The organism is Caulobacter sp. GW821-FHT11A05 (genome assembly GCF_058809015.1).
On the sequence record NZ_JBXASF010000010.1, the window covers coordinates 56676 to 77809 of the forward strand.

Sequence of the window (21134 nt, forward strand, 5' to 3'; positions counted from 1 at the left end):
TGAAATTACTCGTTGTTATCGTTGAGCGATTGCCCCAATGGCTTCGCGCTTATGATTTAACGCTACTGGTTCTTTCCTCACACGACCCGAAACCCCGCCCATGCGCTTCCGATATTTCATTCTCGATATTCTGAGCGCTCATCGGATGGCAAAGTCCTCGCCGCGGCTAAACAACCTCCGCCGGGACCGTGATCAGCGCCTGCGCGGTTCGGTAGTCGGCCTTGCCGCTCTCATGGCGTGGCACGCTGTCGACGTGCAGGAACCGCCGCGGCAGCTTGTAGCTGGCCAGCGTTCTCTGCAGACCGGCGCGGACCGTCACCTCATCGAACGCCGCCGTTGACTTGACGATCGCCACGATCGACCTGCCCCAGGTCGGGTCCGGCTCGCCCACCACCAGCGCGTCTTCGACGCCCGGCTGGAGCTTGAGCGCCTCTTCGACCTCTTCGGGGAAGACCTTTTCGCCGCCGGTGTTGATGGACAGGTTTCCGCGGCCGATCAGGGTGAGCTGACCATCGGCGTCCAGCCGGGCGAAGTCGCCGGGCACGGCGTATCGGACACCGTCGATGACGCGGTAGGTCTCGGCGGTCTTCTTCGGATCGCGATAGTAGCCGGCCGCGATGGGCTCCGTGCGCGCCAGCAGGCCCTCGCCGGGGATGTCTCGGGGCAGGACGACGCCCGTATCGGCGTCGATCAGCACGGTCTTGGCGCCCGGCGCGAACACGCCGGTGGCCGGCACATGGTTCGCGGTCGCCACGGCGTAGCCGAAGCCCGACGCCTCTGACGCCCCCAGGATGTCGACCAGGGTGAGCCCGGGCAGATGCGCCAGCAGGCCTGCCTTGACCTCGCCGCTCCAGATCAGGCCGGCCGAGGAGATGACCTTCAGGCTGGAGAGGTCGTAGCGCCCCGGCGCGGCCTCCAGGGCCCGCAGCATCGGGCGGGCGAAAACATCGCCGACGATGGCGATCCGCGTCACCCGGGTGCGCTCGACCTCGCGCCACAGCTCATCAGCGTCGAACCGGTCGGAGGGCAGCAGAACCGCCCCGCCGCCGGCCATCAGCTCGCCGATGACGGCGTTGCTGCCGGCCCCGTGCATCAGCGGGCAGGCCGGGATCGTGCGGCTGGGGGCGGGATTGCCCCGCACCATGGCGGCGTGCTCGGCCAGGTCGGCGGGCCGCCTGGCGATCAGCGGCGATTCCAGCTGCACCTTGCGAGCGTCGCCGGTGCGCCAGAGGACGCCCTTCGGACGGCCCGTGGTGCCACCGGTGTAGAGCAGGTAGCTGTCGCCCGGGGATCGCTGGATGTCGAGCGGCCCGCCCTCGCCGGTCTGGGCCCAGGCCTCGAAGGATTGCTCGCCGTCGGCCGGGGCGCGGACCTGGCGGTCCGACTCGATCCGGATCCACAGCCGCACGTCCGGCAGCCGCGACTTCAGCGCCGGGATCGTGGCGTCCAGGCTGTCCTGGTAGAACAACGCCGAGGCGCCGCAGTCATCCAGGACGTAGACGATCTCGTCGGCCGTGTAGCGGTAGTTGACGTTGACGCTGACGGTGCGCGACTTCAGCGCCGCCACCGTCGCCTCGATGTAGGCCGGATGGTTGCGGCACAGGATGGCCACCCGGTCGTCGGGGGCCAGGCCATGGCCGATCAGCCGCCGGGCCAGGTTGTTGGTCCGGCGATCGAAGGCCCCCCAGGTGACGATGTCCTCGCCCCAGATCAGGGCGGGACGATCGGCCGGGACGACCCGCGCCACCGCATCGAGAATGTCGCCGTAGTTCCAGGCCATGGGCTGGTCTCCGCTGAAGACGATCGACGGCTCAGCGCCCGGTGAACACCGGAGGACGCTTCTCGACGAAGGCGCGTACCGCCTCCTTGGCGTCATCGCTCTTCTTCAGACGGTTGGTGTTGCCCTGCTCGTAGCGATAGCCGTCGCGCAGGGTCATGTTCTCGATGGTCGACAGGCTGTCCTTGGCGTAGGCCACGGCCAACGGGCTCTTGGCGGCGATCTGGCGGGCGATGCCCATCGCGTAGGGCATCAACTCCTCCGGCGGCAGGCAGGCCTCGAGCACGCCACGGTCGAAGAGTTCACGGGCCGGCGCGCGGTAGCCGGTCAGCACCATCCGGCGGACCAGGGAGTGAGGCAGGATCCGCATGGCGTGCCGCGCCCCGCCCATCAGCCCGACGTCGATCTCCGGCAGGCCGAACACCGCCTTCTCGGAGGCCACCAGGATGTCGCAGCTGGCCACCAGGCCAAGGCCGGCGCCGAGCGCCGCGCCGTTGACGGCGGCGATCACCGGCTTCTTGCACTCGATGATGCTGTAGCTGATCTCGCGCACCTTGCGCATGCGCCGCCATTCATAGCCCTGCTCCGGCTCGCCGCCGGTTCCGGACTTGAGCTCGGCGCCGGCGCAGAACTGCCTGCCGGCCCCGGTCAGCACCACGGCAAGGACATCGTCGCGATCGTTGAACGTATCGAAGATGGCGGTCATGTCCTCGACCGCCTCCAGGGGCATGGCGTTCACCGGGGGGTTGTCGAGGGTGACGACCGCGACGCCATCTTCGACCTCGAGACGAACCAAAGCCATGAACTCATCCTTCCCTGCGCGCCCAGATCTGGCGCCTGGAAGGGAAGCTATCGGCGCACCCCGCGACAGACACGGACGCGGGGACACGGTGTTCAAAAATCCCATATGAATTTCGCGCGGCCCAAGCAGGCTCGCGTCGCGCCTTGCGGACCGCTAACCTTCAGACAGGTCCCCAGGACACGCGGCCATGAAAGACCGCACCAAGAGGACGTCGTCACGCGGGGTTGGATAATGCGTCGGGACCCGATCAAATCAGCCGCCCGGACTCTCGAAGTCCTGGAGATGTTTCACGAACAGCGCGCGCCCTTGCGGCTGAAGTTCATCTTCGAGCGCCTGTCCTACCCGCAATCGAGCACCACCTCCCTGCTCAAGAGCATGGTGGTCCTGGGCTATCTCAACTACGACCGCCCGACCCGCACCTACTTCCCCACGCCCCGCGTCGCGGCGCTGGGCGACTGGATCAACCACTATCTCTACGGGGCCGGCGACGTCATCGGCCTGATGGAGACGGTGTTCGAGAAGACCAACGAGACCGTCGTCCTCTCCTCGCAGAACGACATCTTCATCCAGCACATCCGCGTGCTGCAGCCCTCTCACCCCTACAAGGTTCCGCCCTCCGAGGGCAGCATGAGGGTCCTGACGCACTCGGCGGCCGGCCTGGTGCTGCTCAGCGGCATGGCCCCCAAGACGGTCGACAAGCTGATCCGGCACATCAACGCCTACGAGCAGGGACGCTCCAAGAAGATCGACATCGGCGAGCTCAGCGAACAGCTCGCCTGGATCCGGCGCGAGGGCTACAGCCTGCTGGCGGCCTTTCCCTTCCCGGACGCGGCGGGGCTGGCCATGCCCCTGCCCAAGAGCCCGCACGGCATGCCGCTGACGCTCGGCGTCGGCGGGCTCAATAGCCGGATCGCCCGCAAGCGCAGCGAGATCATCGCCACGATGCGCGAGGCCATCGCCGACTACGAGCGCAAGCTCAACCTGGCGTCGGCGGCGGCGGAATCAGAGCCGGCGGACCCGGAGGTCGAGGCTGACGATGACCGCGCCGAGGAAGTCCTGGCCTAGCCCTCGCTCGCTTCGCCGGCATCGCCAAAGGCGTGCCAGCCGCCGTCGATACTGACCACCGAGCCGGTGACATAGCTGGCCGCGTCGCCGGCCAGGAAGGCGACCAGATCGGCGACCTCGCGCGGCTGGCCGAGGCGGCCCATCGGCGTGCGCCGTAGCACCGCCGCCAGCTGCCGCGAACCGTTGTCCCGCAACGCCAGGAGGCCCGGGGTCTCGATGTAGCCCGGCGCCACGGCGTTGACCCGAATGCCGCGGTCGGCCCACTCGCAGGCCAGGCTCTTGGTCAGCATGCCCACCCCGGCCTTGGCCGCGCAGTAGGCGTTGCGCCGCGGCAGGGCGGCCAGGCCGGCGATCGAGCCGAGATTGACGATCGCCGCCGCTCCACCGGCCGTCATGCGCCGCCCGGCCGCGCGGGCCGCGATGAAGGCGCCGGTCAGGTTCACGTCCAGCACCGCCTCGAACTCGGCCGTGCTCTGGTCGACCGTCGGCTTGAAGTTGTCGGCGACGCCGGCGTTGTTGATCAGCACATCGATCCGGCCCCAGCGAGCCATGGCCGCATCCATGGCCGCCTCGATGCCTGTCTCGTCGGTGATGTCGCCGGCGTGGACAAGATGCGGCTCGCCCAGCTCAGCGGCCAGGGCCTCAAGCGCTTCGGCGTTCCGGTCGATCACCAGCAGCCGGTCGCCGTCACCGGCAAACCGGTCGACGATGGCGCGGCCGATGCCGCTGGCGCCGCCGGTGACGACCACCGTGCGCGGTCCGGCCGCCGGCGCATGCGGCGCGGGCCGAGTCGATGCCGCTCCCGTGCCGCCGAAAGCCAGGAACCCGCCGTCGGCCACCAGCAGGGCGCCGGTGACGTAGGAGGCCTCTTCCGAGGCCAGGTAGAACACCGTCTCGGCGATCTCCTCGGGCGCGCCCATGCGCCCGAGCGGGATGCGTCGTTCGACCAGGGCCGGATCGACCTTGCCGTTGGCGATCAGCCGCTCGACCATGTCGGTGCGGGTGTAGCCGGGCGCCACGGCGTTGACGCGAACCCCCAGGCCGGCCCATTCGCAGGCCAGGGTGCGGGTCAGCGAGACCACGGCGGCCTTGCTCGCGCCATAGCCGTTGCGGAACGGCACGGCCGCCACCCCGGCGCCCGAGGCCAGGTTGACGATCGCGCCCCGCCCCTGGGCCAGCATCACCCGGCCGGCCTCGCGCGCCGCCATGAAGACGCCGGTGACGTTGACGCCGATCAGGGCCTGGAACTCGTCCAGCGGCTGGTCCACCACCGGCTTGGCCTGGGCGTCGATCACCCCGGCGTTGTTGATCAGCACATCGATCCGTCCAAAGGCCGACAGGCCGGCGGCGACCATCGCCCGGACGTCGTCCTCCCGGGAGACATCCACCGCCAGTCCCACATGCGCCTCGCCCAACGCTTCGGCGCGAGCCACAGCCGCCTCGCCGTTGCGGTCGGCGATCAGCACCCGGTCGCCGGCGGCGGCGAACCGGCGGGCGATCGCCCAGCCGATGCCGTCCGCGCCCCCTGTGACAATGACCGCCCGGCCTTGCGTCATCTCAGCCCGCCTTGATGTCGTTGCGCGACAGGTGGTCGCGATAGGTCTCGCGCAGCGCCGTCTTGAGCAGCTTGCCCGTCGCCGTGTGCGGCAGTTCGGGCACGATAATCACGTCGTCCGGCAGCCACCAGCGCGCCACCCGGTTGGCGAGGAACTGCAGAATGGCCTCCCTGGTCGGGGCGGCGCCGGGCCGGGGCACGACCAGCAGCAGGGGCCGCTCCTGCCATTTGGCGTGCGGCACGCCGATCACGGCGGCCTCGCGGACCTCGGGATGGGCGACGGCGGCGTTTTCCAGGTCGATGGAGGATATCCACTCGCCGCCCGACTTGATCACGTCCTTCGAGCGGTCGGTGATCTGCAGGAAGCCGTCCGGCAGCAGGCGGGCAACATCGCCGGTGGTGAACCAGCCGTCGGCGTCCACCGCCGGCTGGTCGGCCTTGAAGTACTGGCGCAGCACCCAGGGTCCACGCACCTGCAGCTCGCCGGTCGCGACGCCGTCGGAAGGCAGCTCCTGTCCGGCCTCGTCGATGATCCGCAGTTCGACCCCATAGATCGCCCGCCCCTGGCGGGCCTGGATGTCATAGCGGGCCTGGCGCTCCAGCTTGGCATGCTCAGGCAACGGCGTGCCGATCGTCGCAAGAGGGCTGGTCTCGGTCATGCCCCAGGCGTGGATGACATAGACCCCGAGCAGCCAGTCGAACTTCTCGATCAGGGCCCGGGGCGCGGCCGAGCCGCCGACCAGGACGCGCTCCAGCGCCAGGCCGGGCAGGTTCAGGCGCTCGCCATGCGCCGAGATGAAGTCCAGGAACCCGAGCCAGACCGTCGGCACCCCCAGGGAGAAGGTGCAGGCCTCGTCGCGCAGCAGGTTGTAGAGGCTCTCGCCATCCAGGGCGGCGCCGGGCAGCACCAGCTTCGCGCCGCACATCGCCGCCGAGAACGGCACGCCCCAGGCGTTGACGTGGAACAGGGGCGTCACCAGCAGCACGCTGTCACGACGGGACAGGCCCATGCCATCGGCCGCCGTGGCGCAGAAGGCGTGCAGCACCAGGGAGCGATGGCTGTAGAGGACCCCCTTGGGCGACCCCGTGGTGCCCGAGGTGTAGCAAAGGATGGCGCCGTCACGCTCGCCGACCGGGGTCCAGGGCGCGTCGTCGGGCTGAGCCGAGATCAGGTCTTCGAAGCAGATGGCGTTGGCCAGGGTGCAGTCCGGCATGGCGTCGCGATCGCAGAGCAGCACATAGCCCTGGATCGAGGGAAGCTGGCTGGCGATCGGCTCGACCAGGGCGACGAAGGCCGGGTCGAGGAACACCAGGCGGTTCTCGGCATGCTCCAGGATGTAGGCGATCTGCTCGGGAAACAGCCGCGGATTGACGGTGTTGAGGACCGCCCCCGCGCCCGTCGCGCCGTAGTAGAGCTCCAGGTGCCGCGCCGAGTTGACCGCCAGGCTGGCCACCCGCTCGCCCGGCTGCACCCCCAGGGCGCGCAAGGCGGCCGCCAGCTGCCGCGCCCGCCGCGCCACCGCCGCATAGGTCGAGCGTTCGGTCTGGCCCGCCTCGGTTTTCGAGACCACCTCAACGGCGCCATGAAACCGCGCGGCGTAGTCAATCACCGAGGACAGCAACAGCGGCGTGTCCTGCATCAGGCCCAACATGCATCCCCCGGGGAACGGATTTCGATCAAGTGAGGCGAGGTTAGCGGCGCCCCACGCCGGCCCGGGCGTTCCACCGGTCGGGGACGCGGAATTCACATAGCTGATAATGGCGCACCCGGGTTCGCGTGGGGTTGTCGTCATGGTCCCGGCGGCACAGGCTGCAGGCGAAGAGGGCGATATTGAGGACGACCAAGAGGCGGCGCGGCCATCGACCACGCTGAACGATCCAGAATCCGAAACGCCGCGGATCGCGCGGTGCTGCACAAGACAGCCGGATGGGGAGGGATGAAATGGGAACGGCGACGACACCAACGTTCGCGCGCATTTGTCAGCGCGCCGCGCGCCCTGCGACGCGCTCGGTGGCCAGATGAACGCCCTGGCCTACTCACACGCTCAGTTCCGCCACGGTCCAGAAGCGCCGGGCGCCCTGCCGCTGGCCACGATCGAGATCCAGGCCGGCATCGCTGTGATCCGGCTGGAGCTGCCCTCGCCCGGGCTCTGGACGACCCTGGAGCAGCAGCTCTTCGTCACCACGCTGGCCGACCTGGGTGGGCGCGAGGATCTCACCGCGATTGTCATCCAGGGCGCGGATGTCTTTGCCGAACAGCCCAGCGCGAGCGCGCCGGATTTCCACGCCGTGGTCGAGGCGGTCGCGGGTTCGCGCCTACCGGTGATCGCCGCCATATCCGGCGACGCCGTCGGCGTGGGCCTTGAGCTGGCGCTCGCCTGCGCGGGCCGGGTGGCGCGGCGCGGCGCTCGCTTCAGCCTGCCCGACCTGCGGGCGGGACGTCTGCCCACGCATGGCGCGATCGAACGCCTGCCCCGGCTGATCGGCATGACCCTCGCCAGCGACCTCTTGATTTTCGACGCGGTCCTGGAGGCGGACCGGGCCCTCGACGCGGGACTGCTCGACGCGATCGCGGGAAGCGACGTGGTCGCCGCCGCCGTCGACCTGGCGCTTTCGGGCGCCGCCAAGGCGCGGACCTCCCAGGCGGACACCGACGCCGCGGACCTCTTCGGGGCGCGGCTGCGCGTGCGGCGCGAGGCGCCGGACCAGACCGCGCCGTCGGTCGCCATGCGGGCGCTCGAGGCCGCCGCGCGGCTGCCGATCCGCCGGGCCATGGCCGAAACGGCCAAGGCCGCCGCCGCCCTCGCCACGACCGACCAGGCCCAGGCCCTGGCCTATGCGGCCCAGGGGCGAGCCCTGCTGGACGACTGGGGGACGGACGCCGCGCGCGAGGTCCTGGCCCGCCGCCTGCGCTGGCCCCTCCTGCGTGAAGCCGTCCACATGCTCGACGAGGGGGCCTGCCCATCGCAGATCGACCGATGCCTCATCGCCTTCGGCTTCCGCGAGGGACCGTTCGCGCTCTCCGACCGGGTGGGCATGGCCAGCCTGTTCGGCGTCGCCGCCGATGGAGCGATCCCGGCTGATCCCTGGCTTTGCTACTCCGCGACCCTGGACCTGATGACCGACGCCGGCCGGCATGGTGACGCCGCGCCGGGCTGGTATCGCGACTCGGACGAGGCCTCCCACCTGACCTTCGACGCCGAAGTCGCCCGTATCGTCCAGGCCTCGGCCACCTTCCAGCGGATCAGCCGCCGGCCCGTGCCCGACGAGACCATCGCCGAGCGCTGCATGCTGGCGGTGGTCAACGGCGCGGCCGAACTTCTGCAGGTCGAGGACAATCTCAGCGTCCCTCTGCTGGACGCGGTCTGGACCAGCATGCTCGGCTTCCCGGCCTGGAGGGGCGGCCCCCTGCTGCAGGCCGACCGAGGCGGGCTGGACAGGGTCGTGGACGGGCTGCGGAAACTTCACGCACGGCGCAACACCGCCGGCGCCCCCTGCGAAATCCTCCTGCGATGCGCGGCGCGGGGCGAAGGGCTGGGCTGACGGCCGGCCCACTAAGACCTCGAAATTCACATGGGCAATAAAGTTCCGACCGCTTCGCAACGGTCGGCCCCCTGCCCTGCTCCGGCCGATAACCGTCGGAACATCAGGCATTTTCCGAGGGGAAGACCATGGGCGGGCGACTGAGCGGGCGATCGGCCCTGGTGACCGGCGCATCGCGCGGGCTGGGGCGCGCCACCGCCGAACTGTTGGCGGCCGAGGGCTGCGCGGTGGCGGTGCTCGATCTCAAGGCCCACTGGGCCGAGACCACGGTCGAGGCGATCAACGCCGGCGGCGGCCAGGCCATCGCCATCGGCGCCGATGTCTCCGACAGGACGGCGCTGGGCGAGGCCCTTGAGGCGACGGCGGCGCAGTTCGGACGGCTGGACATCCTGGTCAACAACGCCATGTGGAACCGCTACGAGCCGATCGCCGCGATCAGCGAGGAGACCACCGAGCGAATGCTTGGCGTCGGGTTCAAGGCCGTGGTCTGGGGGATCCAGGCCGCCGCCCCGATCATGCAGCGCACCGGCGGCGGGTCGATCGTCAACATCGCGTCGGTCTCCGCCCTGCTGGGGATTCCCAACGCCCTGCTCTACTGCGGCGTCAAGGCGGCCGTGGCCGGCCTGACCCGTTCGGCGGCCGCCGAGCTCGGCCCTGTCGGCGTGCGGGTCAACGCCATCGCGCCCTCGACCGTGGACACCGAGGGCGTGCGCTCGGTCGTCTCCCCGGAGAAGATGCAGTCCCGCATCGATCAGACCCCGATGCGCCGGCTGGGCACGCCGGACGACATCGCCCGCGCCGTGCGCTACCTGGCCTGCGACGACAGCAGCTTCGTGACCGGCCAGGTGCTGACCGTCGACGGTGGGTTGGCTAGCTCGTTCGCCTGAGGCGGCTCGCCAGTCAGGCGGCGCTGGCCGCCGCGAACTGCCGACGGTGCTCAGCGGCGTTGCCGAAGGCCAGGTCGATCATCACCAGACGCTTGAGATAGTGACCGACGGCCAGTTCGTCGCTGAAGCCCATGCCGCCATGCAACTGAACCGCCTGGCGGGCGACATAGAGGCCCGTCTGCCCGACCCTTGTCTTGGCCGCCGCGATGGTCTGCCTGCGCGCGGGATCGGAGGAACCGACGGCGATGCTGGCCAGGTAGGTCATCGAGCGCGCCTCCTCGCAGGCGATGGCCATGTCCACCGCGCGATGCTGCAGGGCCTGGAACGACCCGATGGTCTGACCGAACTGCTTGCGCGTCTTCAGATGCTGCAGGGTCTGCTCATGGGCGGCGTCCATCGCCCCGACCGCCTCGGCCAGGCGGGCGACGATGGCCAGGTCCACGGCATGGCGCGCCAGCTCGAAACCCTGGTCGACCTCGCCGATCACCGCGCCGACGGGCGCCTCGACGCCCTCCAGGACAAGGCTGGCGTTGCGGCGATGATCCATGGCCCGGACGCCGTGGACCGTCAGCCCCGGCGCGTCCCTGGGCACCAGGAACAGGGAGATGCCGGCCTCCTCCGAGCCTCGGCCGGAGGTCCGAGCGGGGACGACGAACCAGTCGGCCTCAGCCCCGTCCAGGGCATGGCTCTTCTCGCCGGTCAGGCGGAAACCTGCCTGCGTGCGCTCGGCGCGGGTGGAGACGGCCGCCAGGTCGAAGCGGCCGCCCGGTTCGGCGTCGGCCAGGGTGACGACGATGCTTCCCGCCATCGCCGCGGCTGTGAGGTCGGCCCGTTCAGGCCCGGCCAGGTGCGGCAACAGGGTCGGGGCGAACACCGCGCCGGCGACCAGCGGCTCCAGCATCAGCGCCCGGCCGGCGCCCTCCATGATCACCATGATGTCGATCGCCGAGCCGCCAAGACCGCCGTCGTCTTCCGGCGCCGTCAGCGACAGCCAGCCAAGGTCGGCCATCTGTTTCCACAGGCCCCGGTCAAAGCCCTCGCCGCGACCGACACGGGCCCGCCAGGCGGAGAAATCGTAGTGGTCGCGGGCGAAGCGCATGACGCTGTCCTGCAGCAGGCGCTGTTCGTCGGAGAGCTCGAAATTCATCGGTCGACGGCTCCTGCCTAGAGACCCAGCGCCCGGCGGGCGATGATGTTGCGTTGGATTTCGTTGGCGCCGCCATAGATGCTGGTGACGCGGGAATAGAGCATGCCCATCATCGGCCAGGGCTGCGTCGGCGGCCCGTTGCCGATCGGTCCGAAGGCGGCGGCGTCGTAGCCCATGGTCTCCACCCAGAACTCGGTGACCTCCTGCAGAAGCTCCGACCAGCGGACCTTGATCATCGAGGCGCGCGGACCCGAGTCCTTGCCCGAGGCCGCTTCGGCCATGGTCCGCATGACCATCCCCTCCAGGGCGATCACCTCGATCTCCAGCTGGGCCAAGCGGTCGGCGACCACCGGATCGTCGAGCAGCGCCCCCTGGCCGGTGCGGGCCTGAGCGGCCGCGGCCCGGGCGCCGCGCAGCTGCTGGCGCAGGCGCATGGTGGTGGCCGCCGTCACCCCGCGCTCGCGGTCCAGCAGGACCTTGCCATACCCCCAGCCCTGGCCTTCCTCGCCGATCAGGTTGGCCGCCGGCACCCGGACGTTGTCGAGGAACACCTCATTGGTGTGGTGGATCTCGTCCATGGTGATGATCGGCCGGATGCTGATCCCGGGCATGTCCATGTCCAGCAGCAGCAGGGTGATCCCGGCCTGCTTGCGCCCGTCGGGGTCGGTGCGGACGAGACAGAACATGCGGTTGGCGACGTGGGCGTAGCTGGTCCACATCTTCTGGCCGTTGACCACGTAGTGATCCCCGTCCCGCACAGCCCGCGTGCTCAGCGAGGCCAGGTCCGAGCCGGCGTTGGGCTCGGAGTATCCCTGGCACCACCAGTCGTCGCTGGAGAGGATGCGCGGCAGGTAGCGGGCCTTCTGCTCAGCATTCCCGAATGTGAAGATGATCGGACCGATAAGCTCAAGGCCCTGGTGGTACTGCACCGGCGCGTCGGCCAGCGAGGCCTCGGCCTCGAAGATGTAGAGCTGGGTCGGCGTCCAGCCCGTGCCGCCGTATTCCGCGGGCCAGGACGGCGCCCCCCAGCCGCGGGCATGCAGCAGCTTCTGCCAGGCGACGAATTCATGCGGCTCCAGCCGCATGCCGGCGCGCACCCTGGCCTTGAAGGCTTCCGGCGTGTTCTCGGCGAAGAAGGCGCGGACCTCATCGCGAAAGGCGCGGTCGGCGGGGTCGAGATCGAGATCCATGGGCGGCCTGTCGAACAGCGGATGACTGCATCAGGTTCTAGAGGCCCCGGCGGCCACGGCGTCGCGGCGCCGGCGGCGCGCGCCAAGATCGCATATGGGTATTTGGCCCGCGCCTAGAGGCGACACCGGGTCTCCGCGATGCCCCGCGCGCCCAGGCCCTCGATGGCCAGGAGCCGGCCGCCGTCCGGGTGGTCGGTCTTCAGCCGGCCGCCTGAATCGGCGATCGCCGTGACGTAGAGGACGTCCAGACGTTCACCGCCGAAGGCTGGACAGGATGGGAACGGGATCGGGCAATCGATAAGCCTCTCCACCATCCCGCTCGGCGTGATGCAGGCGATCTGCCCTGACTGGACCAGCGCCACCCATAGCCGGCCTTCGGCATCGACGGTCGCGCCGTCGGGCGCCGACTTGAGCGGCGCGGTGTCGATCAGCGTCTCCCTGGGGCCGACCGCGCCGGTCTGAGGATCGTAGGCATAGGTCCAGATGACCTGGCGCAGGCTGTCGGCGAAATAGAGCCGGTCGCCGGCCGGGCTGAAGCAGATCGCGTTCGATATCTCGACGCCGGTCTCCAGCACCTCGCAGCCGCCGTTTCGGTCAAAGCGGTAGAGCTTGCCTTCGGCCGCCCCTCCGTCGGCATGGTGCTGGGTCCCCGTCACGAAGCGGCCCGTCCGATCGGTCTTGCCGTCGTTCAGGCGCTCGGCGGCAAGGATGGCCGCGGGCCTGGCCACCGGCGTGAACTGGCCGGCGGCGAGGTCCACGCGGCAGACCTCATGGCGCAGCCCGGCCACGAGCCAGCCGGGCTCGCCAAGGACAATGCTGCCGACCATGTCCGGTGCGGCCAGAGCCACCTGATCGCCTGCTTCCGGATCAAGGGACCAGATCGCCGGCGCTCGGGCGTCCACCCAGAAGAGGCGCTTCAGCACCGGGTCCCAGACCGGCGATTCCCCGAGCTGGCAGCGCTCGCGGCCGATGATCTCGATACGCGGCGTCATGGGCCGGTCAGCTATCGACCAGGCTGCGCGACCGCTCGAACGAGAAGCCGCGGTAGCCGTCGGAGGTCACGGCTTCGCAGATCTCGCGATACTTGTGGAAGCCGCCGGAATAGAGGCTGAAGTTCCTCGGCTTGCCCTCGACGTTGGCGCCCACGTACCAGGTGTTGGCCTTGGGCATGAGCGACTTGTCCGCCAGCGCCGAGATCTCGCCCATCCATTGCGCTTCGGACTCGCCGCTGGCCTCGACCGTGTCGAGTTGGTTGCGGCGCATATGCTCGATGCACCCGGCGATCCAGTCGGTGTTCTGCTCGTCCAGGGTGACGATGTTGGCGAGCGCCGCCGGGCCGTTGGCGCCGCAGATCATGAACAGGTTGGGGAAGCCTTCCATGGCCAGGCCCAGGTAAGACCGCGCCCCATCGCGCCATTTGTCCCGCAGACTGGCGCCGCCCCGGCCCTTGATGTCGACGGCCAGCATCGCGCCGGTCAGACCGTCGTAGCCCGTGGCCATGATCAGCACGTCCAGCGCGATCTCCCGGGCCTGGGTCCGCACGCCCCCCTCGGTGAGCCCGACGATCGGATCCTCCAGCAGATCGACGAGGTGGACGTTCGGCTTGTTGAAGGCCTCGTAATAGTGGGTGTCCAGGCAGGGACGGCGGGCGAAGATCGGATAGCCGCGCGGTTTCAGCCGCTCGGCGGTGTCCGGATCCTTGACGACCTCGCTGATCTTGCCGCGAACGAATTCGGCGACGATCTCGTTCGCCTCCGCATTTGTCAGCAGGTCGGAGAAGGTGCCCAGGAAGGACAGGCCGCCCCGAGCCCAGGAATCCTCCATCAGTTCCTGACGGTCCTGGGGCGTGACGCTGAACAGCGGGCGGGTGGTCGTCGGGCGAACACCGCCGATCGGCGTATTCCTCGCCGCGGCGCGAAGGGCCGGATAGTGCCGCTTCACCTGGGCGACGTATTCGGCGTCCAGCGGCTTGTTGCGCATGGGCATCGAGAAGCTGGGCGTGCGCTGGAACACGAAGAGTTCGGCGGCCTCCTCGGCGACGACCGGAACGATCTGGATGCCGGTCGAGCCGGTGCCCACCACGCCCACCCGCTTGCCGGCGAGGCTCACCGGCGTGTGGGGCCACCGGGCGGCGTAGTAGATTTCGCCCTTGAAGGTCTCGGCGCCGTCGAAATCGACGGGCTTGGGGATGGAGAGCGGGCCGGTCGCCATGATGCAGTAGGCGGCTTCGATGATATCGCCGCGATCGGTCCTGGCGACCCACAGGCGCCGCGCGTCATCGAAGGCGGCGCTTTCGACCCGGGTGTTGAACCGGAACGCCTTTCGAAGATCGAGTTTGTCGGCGACGAAATTGGCGTAGGCGAGAATCTCGGGCTGAGCCGCGAACTGCTCGGACCAGGTCCATTCCTGCTGGATCTCGTCGGAGAAGGAGTAGCTGTAGTCGATGCTCATCAGGTCGCAGCGGGCGCCGGGATAGCGGTTCCAGTACCAGACGCCGCCCACATCGCCGCCGGCTTCGATGCCCTGCACGGAAAGGCCCATGGCGCGCAGGCGGTTGACCATGCACATGCCGCCGAAGCCCGCACCGATGACCAGCGCGTCCACTCGGGTCACGCCGCCGATCTTGCCGATGGGCCGCGTCTGGTTCCCGTCGCTCATCTGTCCTTCATCCCTGTCCGTTGGCGCCGATGCTCCGTGCTAGCAGCCCGCGCCGTCGCTTCCGGGAACCGGAAAGCGCGGCGGCAAAACATCACATCCGTGTCGGTTGTCGGTCGGACGGTCGGGTCGCCGAAGGCGAGCGAACCCGCGCCGCCAGCCAAGGCGCGCTTGCGCAGAGCGGCCAATCCCGCTGACTGTTAATCAGCGAGTCGTAGGTTCGAATCCCACTGCACTCACCCTTCCCAGCCCACCGTCTCAGTTGAGTGTTTTCGCTCAGACGCAGGAATTCGGCAGAGGGTGGCGACCAGCTCTAGCTGGGGTTCCTTCCGGCCATCGCCTCGATCGCGCCGACGATGTGATACAGGCTGCTGGCCGGCGCCGGCTCCTCGATGAACAGGCCGGAGATGTCCTGCCGGTCCCGCCAAAGCCCCGAGACCGGGGTTTCGAGGTATCGCCACAGGGATTCGGCCGCCTCGGCCGCCTCGGCCGCCAGACGCTCCTTGTCGGGCGCCGCGCCTTCCGACAACAACAGGGCGGCCTTGACCCGCTCGGTCTGGGGCCAGAGCCGGGCCGACCGGCGCACCCAGTTGAGCTCGGTGTCGATCTCGTCGATCGCGATCCGCCGGCTTTCATCGACCCCCTTGGCGCCGCAGTCGTAGAGCGTCCGGGCCGCCGCCAGCGCCCGCTCGTCGCCGCTCATGCGCGCCCAGCGGACCAGCAGGGCAGCCCATTCAAACTGGTGACCGGGCTCGACCACGCCGCCGTTGCGGCCCGACGCCGGCGTCCAGTCGGCCTCGAAATACTCCCGCAGCGGCCCGCCCTCCGAATCCACCAGATGGGCGAGGGTCAGTTCGGCGACCTCCTCCGCAAGCGCCCGCCAGACCGGATCGCCGTCCGTCTCCAGCCAGGCGAGGGCGGCTTCGAACAGGTGCATCAACGGATTGGACTGGAAGCTCGGCAGAGCCTGTTCCAGGAAGCCGCCGCCGGCATGGCCGAAACCGGCTCTCACCGCGGCCAGAAGCCGCTTTGCTTCGGCCGTGCAGGCCTCGGGCCGGACGCCCGCCGCCGTCGCCGACGCCAGCGCCAGCAGGACGAAGGCCTGATCGTACAGGCGGACCGCGTCATCGACCGGCGCCCCATCGGCCGCCACCAGGGTTCGATACAGCCCGTCGCTGCGACGGTAGCGGGTCTCCAGAGCGTCCAGCCCGTGCTGCACGGCCTGCCGCCAGGGGCCGGCCCAGCCGGCCAGGCCGGCGCGGGCGAAGACGTGGGTCTGGCGGCCCTGGACCCGCAGACGGCGATTGCTGGCGACGGCCTTGCCGTCGAGGCCAATCAGCTCGTGGAAGCCGCCATTGACATGATCGGCGCCGAGCGTCCACCAGAGCGGGAGCGCCGCCGTCGTCAGCCAGGCCTCGAAACGCGCGCCGATCGCCTTGGCCGATTGCCCGGTCCCGCCGGCCCCGGCGCGGACCTGTTCGATCAAGCCCTTGAGGTCGCCCGCCTTGGCCAGGTCGCAGACCATGACCGAGCCGCCCTCCGCAACGATGGCCAGGTTCCGCACCCCGGCCACCGCGACACTCACCCCGGGCCCGGCGCGGACCAGGCAGCCCTCCGCCCCCTGCAGATAGATTTCGCCGTCGCTGTAGTTGCCCGCCGCGTCGCGCGGCGCCCGCTCCAGGACCGCGTCCCATGCGCCCAGGTCGGACCAGCCGAAGGAGGCGGGCAGGACCAGGGCCTCTCCGGTCCGCTCGAGAACCGCGTAGTCGATCGATATGCGCGGCGCCGCGCGGAAGGCGGCGCCAAGATGGAACAGGCCGCCGTCGTCAGTTCCGCCGGAGACCGCCTCCGCGCAGCATTGCGCCACGGCCGGCGCGTGAATCGCGAGCTCCCGCAGCAGGACATCCGCCCGGCAGATGAACATGCCGCTGTTCCAGAGGAAGCCCTCGCCCACCAGGCGCGCGGCCGTTTCGCCATCCGGCTTCTCGACAAAGGCGTCCACCCGCCTGGCTCCGCCCGTCGGCAGGCGCGCGCCCGGCTGGATATAGCCGTAGGCGGTGGAGGGGCCGGACGGCGTGATTCCGAGAGTCACGATGCCGCCGGTCACGGCCACCCGCCGCGCGCTCTCGATGATCGCCGCGAAGGCGTCGTGGTCGGCGATATCGTGGTCGGCGGCGAGGAAGACGCAGACGCCGTCCGGATCGCGGCGGCGGACCAGTTCCGCCGCGGCCGCCATGGCCGGCGCCGAGTCCCGCGCCTCGGGTTCGACGACGACGAGGCCGGTCATGGCCTGCCGGGCCAGGTCGGCCTCGATCAGCGCGGCATGGGCCGGGCCGGCGACGACCAGAAGGGGGGCCGCGCCGACGAGTTTCGAAACCCGGACGAGCGTCTGGCTGAAGGTGGACTGGCCGCCGATAAGCGGAATGAAGGGCTTGGGCCGCGCAGGCGTCGAGGCGGGCCACAGCCGCAGGCCCGAACCGCCACAGACAATCACCGGGTGGAGCATCGAAAGTCTCGCGGTCGTCAGGCTTTCCAGCAACCCAGAGGTCAGGATCATCGCGCCCGGGCCGATTGCACCTGCAATCGATCCCCGCCCGCCTGATGAACGCCGGTTGCGCAGCACAAGGGCGCCACCCGCCGGAATGCGCGCAAATTCTGCGCTCCCTGCCCCGGATTCCCCAGGGAGTGCTTCAGGGGGCGCCCCCCTAGCCCGGACCGAGCGGACCCTGCGGGCGCCACTCCGAGCGAAATGGGCCGTCCTCGGAGACACCATGCCGGACCCAGTAGCGGGCGAAGGCCTCGGCCCGGCGGATGCAGCCGAATTTCACGGTCTTGAGGACCCCGTCGCCCAGCGGCGTCGTATGGCACATGGCGAGCGTATCCTCGTCTGTCTCCCCCGGGGCGACCGCATCATCGTCGCCCAGAAACCGGTACAGCACCGTATCGAAACGGGCCGCCTCGCCTTCGAACGCGAGCACGAACTCGAGAATGCGCATGACGGTATCCCCCGGACGTCCGCCGACCCACCCACCCCGGAGGCGACGCCAGCTGAAAGGCTCCCTGGCCGACCACCGTTCTGTAAAGGCGCGAAGGCCGAACGGAGCGGCTTTGCCCCGGCGAAGCGCAAGACGGCGGCGCCCGCTGGCCATCCCGCAGGCAGCCGAAGGGGAAGGCCGGGCCGCAAAGGGAGCGTCGCAGCCTGCTTGCATTCCGCTCAATCAACCGGAAGCGGCGCCCAAATTCTGGACCATCGGTCAAAAAAGCGGTCAGCGATGTTGGTCAGGGTTGCATCATCAAAGTGAACCAGCGCCTTAGTCGATTGTAGTTCGTGGCGGATCGGGGGGCCCAAGGGCAAGTCTCGATCTGGCGGCAGGCCTTTTATTGATGGAGGACATCGATGAAGAAATTTCATGTGGCGGCCGCTGGATTGCTGGCCCTGGCATTGGCAGGCGGTCCGGCTCTCGCCCAGACCGCCGCGGCGGCAAAGGCCGCCCCGGCCGAGAAGGTGGCTCCGGCCGGCAAGAGCAAGGCGGTTCAACCGAAATTGCAGCGGGTAGGGGCTGATCGCGGTCGGACCAACGACCTCACCGACACCCAGCTTGGCTACATCCTGGTCGGCGGCTTCGTCGCTGGCGGGCTCATTGTCCGGGAAGCCATCGAGAGCGAGAGCCCGTAGCACCGTTCCGGCGCCGGAGCCGGCTTCGAGATCAGATTTTTGCCTTCGTGATTTGGCGGAAAAGGGAGCCGACGATCAGTCGTCAGCTCCCTTTTTTGTGTTCAAAGACAGCAAACACGCCGACTGAGACTTTTTTCGGCACGGCGTGCCAAGAAATTCATAGATCAATAATTTCGCGACATTTTGCCACCAGTGAGCCGATGGCCGATGTTGCTTTTGCTGCACTGCGGAGACGATGCTGAGGCATGTCCCGCATGGCGCCTCCTTCCGAGTTCATCCGCGTCGACACCACCGTGACGCAGCCGGGCCGGACCCCGTGGCGCGATCCCGAACGATTGGTGAATGCGGTTCTCGCCGCCATACTGATCGTTGCGCTGGCGCCGCTGCTGGTCCTGGTCGCGTTGCTCATTCGCTGCAATGACGGCGGGCCGGCGATCTTCGCGCATCGGCGGCTGGGGCGGAACGGACGTCCATTCAACTGCTTGAAGTTCCGATCGATGGCGGTCGATGCGAAGGCCCGCCTGGAGCGCCTGCTGGCCGAGGATCCGGTCGCGCGCGCCGAGTGGGCGAGCGACCAGAAGCTCCGCAACGACCCGCGGATCACACGGATCGGCGCGGTGCTGCGCGCCTCCAGCCTCGACGAGTTGCCGCAGCTGTTCAACGTTCTGCGCGGGGAGATGAGCCTCGTCGGCCCGCGTCCCATCGTGGCCGAAGAGGCCCCGCGGTATGGCCGCTACCTGGTCTTCTATGAATCCGTCATGCCGGGGATCACCGGCCTTTGGCAGGTCAGCGGTCGCAACGACGTGACCTATCGCCGTCGGGTGGCGCTCGACACGGCCTATGTGCGGGCCAAATGCATATCGCTGGACGCCCGGATCCTGCTGGCCACCATTCCGGTCGTGCTCTTCCGGCGGGGCTCCTACTAGAGGCCTGACCGGCATGACGCATCGTGAGGCGATTCTGGTGGCCGGCGGGGCCGGCTATATCGGCGCCCATGTTTGCAAGGCGCTGGCGCAGGCCGGATATCTGCCGGTGACTCTGGACAACCTGTCCACCGGCCACCGGGCCGCGGTCCAATGGGGACCTTTGGAGGTGGCTGACATCGGCGACGAGCCGGCCGTCGAAGCCCTCGTCGCCGCCCATGGGATACGCTCGGCGATGCATTTCGCCGCCTTCAGCCAGGTCGGGGAGAGCGTTCGCGATCCGGTCCGCTATTTCGACAACAATGTCGGCGCCGCCACCCGCTTTGTCCGCGCGCTGGTCCGATCGGGCGTGGACAGCCTGGTGTTCTCGTCCACGGCCGCCGTCTATGGCCTGCCCCAGGCCGTGCCGATCCAGGAATCGGCGCCGCCCGATCCGATCAATCCCTACGGCGCCTCGAAACTGGCCTTCGAGTCGCTGCTGGGCTGGCTGGCCGCCACCGGCCAACTCCGCTCAGCGGTGTTGCGGTACTTCAACGCCGCCGGCGCCGACGAGGCGGGCGAGATCGGCGAAAGCCACAACCCGGAAACCCACCTCATCCCGCTGGTCTGCCGGGCGGCGCTGCTCGGCGGCGAACCGTTGACGGTGTTCGGCGACGACTTCCCGACCCCGGACGGTACGGCCCTGCGCGACTATGTTCATGTCGCCGACCTGGCGGACGCCCATCTGCAGGCGCTGCGGTGGTTGCGGTCCGGAGGCGAGAGCCGCGCGTGGAACCTCGGCGCCCAGCGCGGCGCCTCGGTCCTGGAGGTGATTGATACGGCGGCCAGGGTCCTGGGCCGACCGCCGCTGCACCGGATCGGTCCGCGCCGGCCCGGCGACCCGCCGGTGCTGATTGCCTGCACCGAGGCGGCCAGGCGCGATCTGGCCTGGCGGCCGACCCGGGACCTGGACGCCATGGTGGCGAGCGCCGGCCGCTGGACGATGGACCCCAAATTCTAGCCGAAGCGGCGCCGCTAAAACAGGCAATCAGGCGGATAGACGCCGCGAAATGCGGAAGCGGTTCGCCTCCGGCGCGGCGTCCGGTCAGCATGGACACAGATACCCCCCGGGCCCTTCGCGCCAGATGGGTTGGCTCGAGGCTTTCGGGTGGAAGAGCGACCAAGGAGTTCGTGCGTGGTCAACAAGATGGCAGCCCTCTGTCGCCTGATGGTCCTGGCGAGTGTCGTGACACTCTCGGCCGCCTGCGCCAGCAATGGCGCGGGCCCACCCGACGCGGCGGCCGGCGTCGTCACCAACATCGGCCCCCGCGAGGCCGTCGCCCCGACCGCCGACTATCGGATCGGCCCCCTCGACAAGATCAATATCAACGTCTTCCGGGTCGAAGCTCTGACCATGCAGGGCGTTCAGGTCGACGCCGCCGGCAAGGTGACCCTGCCGCTGATCGGACCGATCACCGCCGCGGGCCGGACGACCAACGAACTGGCCGGAGAAATCGCCTCCCGTCTGGGGGACAGGTATCTGGAGTCGCCGCAGGTGACGGTCTGGCTTCAGGAGGCGGTCAGCCAGAGGGTCACGGTCGATGGCGCCGTAGTCCAGCCGGGGGTCTATGTGCTGTCCGGCGACACCTCCCTGTTGCAGGCGGTCGCGCTGGCGCGGGGCCCGGACAGCCGGATGGCGAACCTCAAGCGCGTCGCCATCTTCCGGACCATCGACGGTCAACGCACCGTGGCGGTGTTCGACTTCAAGGCCATTCGCCAGGGCCGGGTCGTCGACCCGAAGGTGCTCGGCGGCGACGTCATCGTCGTTGATGGCTCAGAGGTCAAAGGGGTCTGGCGCGAGGTCATTGGCGCGGTGCCGATCCTGGCCATCTTCCGGCCGTTCTGACCCCGCCTTCCGAAGGCGTTCGGAGCGGT

17 protein-coding genes are annotated in these 21134 nt (G+C 69.3%); 7 read left to right on the forward strand and 10 right to left on the reverse strand.

Going from position 1 to position 21134, the window contains the following annotated elements:
* Window positions 1–166: 166 nt before the first annotated feature.
* Entirely contained in the window at window positions 167–1780 is a 1614-nt protein-coding gene (locus tag AC1RSK_RS15200) for an acyl-CoA synthetase (protein ID WP_492908415.1), read from the reverse strand.
* A 31-nt stretch (window positions 1781–1811) separates the two neighbouring features.
* Window positions 1812–2579, reverse strand: a complete 768-nt coding sequence (locus AC1RSK_RS15205) for an enoyl-CoA hydratase/isomerase family protein (RefSeq protein WP_492908416.1) — start codon at window positions 2577–2579, stop codon at window positions 1812–1814.
* A 231-nt stretch (window positions 2580–2810) separates the two neighbouring features.
* On the opposite strand from AC1RSK_RS15205, the gene AC1RSK_RS15210 reads away from it, so the two are divergent.
* Window positions 2811–3644 (forward strand): IclR family transcriptional regulator, encoded by an 834-nt coding sequence (locus AC1RSK_RS15210; protein ID WP_492908417.1) that lies wholly within the window; start codon window positions 2811–2813, stop codon window positions 3642–3644.
* On the opposite strand, the gene AC1RSK_RS15215 is transcribed toward AC1RSK_RS15210, so the two are convergent.
* Both AC1RSK_RS15215 and AC1RSK_RS15220 read right to left on the reverse strand, forming a co-directional pair.
* Window positions 3641–5200: a glucose 1-dehydrogenase gene (locus tag AC1RSK_RS15215; RefSeq protein WP_492908418.1), complete on the reverse strand. Its 1560-nt coding sequence runs from the start codon at window positions 5198–5200 to the stop codon at window positions 3641–3643. The genes AC1RSK_RS15210 and AC1RSK_RS15215 overlap by 4 nt on opposite strands.
* Before the next feature lies 1 nt (window position 5201).
* Window positions 5202–6851, reverse strand: a complete 1650-nt coding sequence (locus AC1RSK_RS15220; RefSeq protein ID WP_492908419.1) for a long-chain fatty acid--CoA ligase — start codon at window positions 6849–6851, stop codon at window positions 5202–5204.
* Between the two features lie 367 nt (window positions 6852–7218).
* On the opposite strand from AC1RSK_RS15220, the gene AC1RSK_RS15225 reads away from it, so the two are divergent.
* Both AC1RSK_RS15225 and AC1RSK_RS15230 read left to right on the forward strand, forming a co-directional pair.
* On the forward strand, window positions 7219–8742 hold the full coding sequence (locus tag AC1RSK_RS15225) for an enoyl-CoA hydratase/isomerase family protein (RefSeq protein ID WP_492908420.1): 1524 nt from the start codon (window positions 7219–7221) through the stop codon (window positions 8740–8742).
* Between the two features lie 128 nt (window positions 8743–8870).
* Complete coding sequence (locus AC1RSK_RS15230) at window positions 8871–9629, forward strand: SDR family NAD(P)-dependent oxidoreductase (RefSeq protein ID WP_492908421.1); 759 nt, start codon at window positions 8871–8873, stop codon at window positions 9627–9629.
* 13 nt (window positions 9630–9642) lie between these two features.
* Here AC1RSK_RS15230 and AC1RSK_RS15235 read toward each other — a convergent pair whose 3' ends face one another.
* The 6 genes from AC1RSK_RS15235 to AC1RSK_RS15260 all read right to left on the reverse strand — a co-directional run bounded on the left by AC1RSK_RS15235 (window position 9643) and on the right by AC1RSK_RS15260 (window position 17617).
* Window positions 9643–10776, reverse strand: a complete 1134-nt coding sequence (locus tag AC1RSK_RS15235) for an acyl-CoA dehydrogenase family protein (protein ID WP_492908422.1) — start codon at window positions 10774–10776, stop codon at window positions 9643–9645.
* Between the two features lie 17 nt (window positions 10777–10793).
* Window positions 10794–11966: an acyl-CoA dehydrogenase family protein gene (locus tag AC1RSK_RS15240; protein ID WP_492908423.1), complete on the reverse strand. Its 1173-nt coding sequence runs from the start codon at window positions 11964–11966 to the stop codon at window positions 10794–10796.
* A 113-nt stretch (window positions 11967–12079) separates the two neighbouring features.
* Window positions 12080–12958: an SMP-30/gluconolactonase/LRE family protein gene (locus AC1RSK_RS15245; RefSeq protein ID WP_492908424.1), complete on the reverse strand. Its 879-nt coding sequence runs from the start codon at window positions 12956–12958 to the stop codon at window positions 12080–12082.
* Between the two features lie 7 nt (window positions 12959–12965).
* Entirely contained in the window at window positions 12966–14624 is a 1659-nt protein-coding gene (locus AC1RSK_RS15250) for a flavin-containing monooxygenase (RefSeq protein ID WP_492908425.1), read from the reverse strand.
* A 310-nt stretch (window positions 14625–14934) separates the two neighbouring features.
* The gene (locus tag AC1RSK_RS15255; RefSeq protein ID WP_492908426.1) at window positions 14935–17178 is read right to left on the reverse strand and encodes an AGE family epimerase/isomerase; all 2244 of its coding nucleotides are present in this window, start codon (window positions 17176–17178) and stop codon (window positions 14935–14937) included.
* Between the two features lie 148 nt (window positions 17179–17326).
* On the reverse strand, window positions 17327–17617 hold the full coding sequence (locus tag AC1RSK_RS15260) for a hypothetical protein (protein ID WP_492908427.1): 291 nt from the start codon (window positions 17615–17617) through the stop codon (window positions 17327–17329).
* A 401-nt stretch (window positions 17618–18018) separates the two neighbouring features.
* Here AC1RSK_RS15260 and AC1RSK_RS15265 point away from each other — a divergent pair, with 401 nt between their 5' ends.
* The 4 genes from AC1RSK_RS15265 to AC1RSK_RS15280 all read left to right on the forward strand — a co-directional run bounded on the left by AC1RSK_RS15265 (window position 18019) and on the right by AC1RSK_RS15280 (window position 21105).
* Window positions 18019–18297 carry a hypothetical protein gene (locus AC1RSK_RS15265; protein ID WP_492908428.1) on the forward strand — a complete coding sequence of 93 codons (279 nt, stop codon included), beginning with the start codon at window positions 18019–18021 and terminating at the stop codon, window positions 18295–18297.
* Between the two features lie 245 nt (window positions 18298–18542).
* The gene (locus tag AC1RSK_RS15270; protein ID WP_492908429.1) at window positions 18543–19223 is read left to right on the forward strand and encodes a sugar transferase; all 681 of its coding nucleotides are present in this window, start codon (window positions 18543–18545) and stop codon (window positions 19221–19223) included.
* 13 nt (window positions 19224–19236) lie between these two features.
* Complete coding sequence (gene galE, locus AC1RSK_RS15275) at window positions 19237–20220, forward strand: UDP-glucose 4-epimerase GalE (RefSeq protein ID WP_492908430.1); 984 nt, start codon at window positions 19237–19239, stop codon at window positions 20218–20220.
* A gap of 174 nt (window positions 20221–20394) precedes the next feature.
* On the forward strand, window positions 20395–21105 hold the full coding sequence (locus AC1RSK_RS15280) for a polysaccharide biosynthesis/export family protein (RefSeq protein ID WP_492908431.1): 711 nt from the start codon (window positions 20395–20397) through the stop codon (window positions 21103–21105).
* The last annotated feature ends 29 nt before the right edge of the window (window positions 21106–21134 follow it).